At 38.2% G+C, this 2390-nt stretch carries 2 protein-coding genes and 1 pseudogene; all 3 read right to left on the bottom strand.

The features are described from left to right. Nucleotides 1-238 (bottom strand): annotated as a pseudogene (locus PL85_RS17020) (hypothetical protein); the annotation flags it as partial. A 151-nt stretch (nt 239-389) separates the two neighbouring features. Beyond that, nucleotides 390-1007: a hypothetical protein gene (locus PL85_RS17015; protein WP_199868329.1), complete on the bottom strand. Its 618-nt coding sequence runs from the start codon at nt 1005-1007 to the stop codon at nt 390-392. A 194-nt stretch (nt 1008-1201) separates the two neighbouring features. Beyond that, on the bottom strand, nt 1202-2390 hold a 1189-nt coding region (locus PL85_RS17005; protein ID WP_215809360.1), incomplete at its 5' end, for a PIN domain-containing protein.

Raw genomic sequence — 2390 nt, 5'->3', positions numbered from 1 at the left:
CTTTCATGCGGTTTCCCTGTCTTCCCATCCCCTCATGAAAACCGGGATCAATAACTTTAAATGTTTCCGTCCCACCGTTAGACATGACACGTTGAATCAAGTCATGAGGTTCGATCAGAAAATCAGAACGCATTAAGTAAATGCCTTTACTTTGGACACTCGCATTCATTACTGAGCTAGTCGTTCCGTCTGACTTTAATACCTGTATTTTGTCTTTCATCATATCTGAAAATGACATAAAGCCTCCTTTGTAATTTAACGCCCAATTAAGTGGTGAACAACGCACTGACCAAGCCGCCGCATTGCACCGTAAAACACTTTACTCAACGCATAGTAAAACTGCCACGCGTTGAGAATCCACTTGAATTGTTTGTTATGTTTCTATTTCTTTAATACTCTTTTTCTGCACCAACATAGAGGTTTTTGTCGTGAGAAACTTTGTCAAACCTCTGTATGTTTTGCAGGATCTTAATAACTGAGTAGCTAGTTTTCTCACTATTAGTTACGATGGCATTCATGAAGTATGCAATTCTAACCCAAGACTTAAAATGATCATTTTCTAAATCTGAAGATACAGGGATGAGGTTATTGAAAATCTCCCTTTCCTTCAAACAGTATGATTGTACTGATAATACTACTGCTTCATCCAAACCATTCTGCTCTATGTGCTCAATTAGGTTACTTAACGCCTTTTGATTTTGTTCATGATCACTACCGTAGAATCTACCGGGCTGACAGGAAGGTGGGAAAGTAGAAAATGAATGTTTTAAGAAAAAGATCAAAAATTCTCTTAGTCGGCGCTCAACTTTTATCTTCTTTTTTTGCTCATCAGCTTTTTGCCATACATCAAAAACAAATAGGATAATAAGTAACTCAATACAAACACCCATTAGTTCAGGCACAAGACTTCCAACGAAAAAACCAGTGCCAGTAGATAGCCAAGCGATTAGTGATAGAACGCACAGAGCAATAAGAACCAACGCTGCAAATAAATAACGATTTAACATATTAACTTATCAACAATTTAAAGAACGATATTCTATTGAATTTTAGATAATGTGCAACTAGAAACATAACGCTCTGTTAAGGTGTGAGCAACGCAATACCGAAGCTTCCGCATGCCGCCTTAAACACCAAACGCAACGCATAGTAAAAAATGCCACGCGTTGCGAATCACTCTTAAACAGTTTGTTATACCAATTTAGTCACCCCAAAAGTCGGGCTCTAGATCACCAAAATCAACACTTGATGGAGAAGAAATGAATTCAACATCAGTAATTTCTATTGAAGAAAAGTCTTCGCAATCAGTAAAATCGCCCGAAAACGTTATCAGAACCTCGGTTTGAAAATCAAACGAGGTACTTGCTGAACTTGAGTCCAAAAATACATAGTCTTTATCAATAGAATCATGTACTGATAGTGAAAACGAACAAGATGCATCCGCTTCGATACTTACTATTGCCTGAACCACTACTTGCTCAGAGTCAACCTCGACTAATTGTAAAATTGGGGATGACCCATCGGATAAAAACTCCATACTATTGAACGATACTTCAACCATATCGTTCTGCTCCCAATAAAATCCGGATGTAGCATCTGCATACGGATCTAATTCGTTTGTGTAATCTGCCGCATGCTCTTCAACCAAGGAGTAAAATGGACTCGAACTGCCAGGCACTAATGTTTTTGCTAATGAAGCAAAAAATGTATATGGAGCCGTCTGTGGTTGGAATATCGAAAGTGCTTCTGCAAAGTCTTGTGTGCAATCAATCCATTCCGAGTTCTCTGCATATTTTAACCAATCGTTATCAGTTGTAACTGCGATAACTTTAGTACCATTATGTTCAGCCCAAGCTTCTAATGTCATCAAAGCTATAGCATCAGGAAACTCGCTTTTTTTATTACCACTTTGAGCAAAAGGAGGCTCGTTATCAAAATAAGCACTAATCAATGACTTAACATCAAGATGATCCTCGGAATTAATAACTAGCAACCCCGTACTATCTACAAAGTCTTGCAACCGCGCTGTTGTAATATCCTCGACAGATTCTGCTAATAGCATTCCTTTAGCATCACTAACTATCGATTCCCCTACATTTAAATGTACTACTGTATTTTTTAGAGACTTTTCTAGAGCAGACCGTGTATCACTGATCTTTTTCTTTAAATGTGATTCAACTTCTTGATAAACGATATCAGATAGGACTACCTGTACCTCACTAGGCTTAAATTGCTCTAGCTTTTTAAATAACCCAGACTCTATACGTAACCCATTTCCATCAAATATTGATGTATCGATGCTAATTGCACCGTAATCCGTTGTACTCATTATTTCTCCAAATTGGTATAACGCCCGGCTAAGGGGTTGCCAACGCACCGCCGAACTCAAA

Source organism: Vibrio anguillarum (assembly GCF_001989995.2).
Lineage (GTDB): Bacteria > Pseudomonadota > Gammaproteobacteria > Enterobacterales > Vibrionaceae > Vibrio > Vibrio anguillarum.
This window is presented reverse-complemented; position numbering and strand designations above follow the sequence as displayed.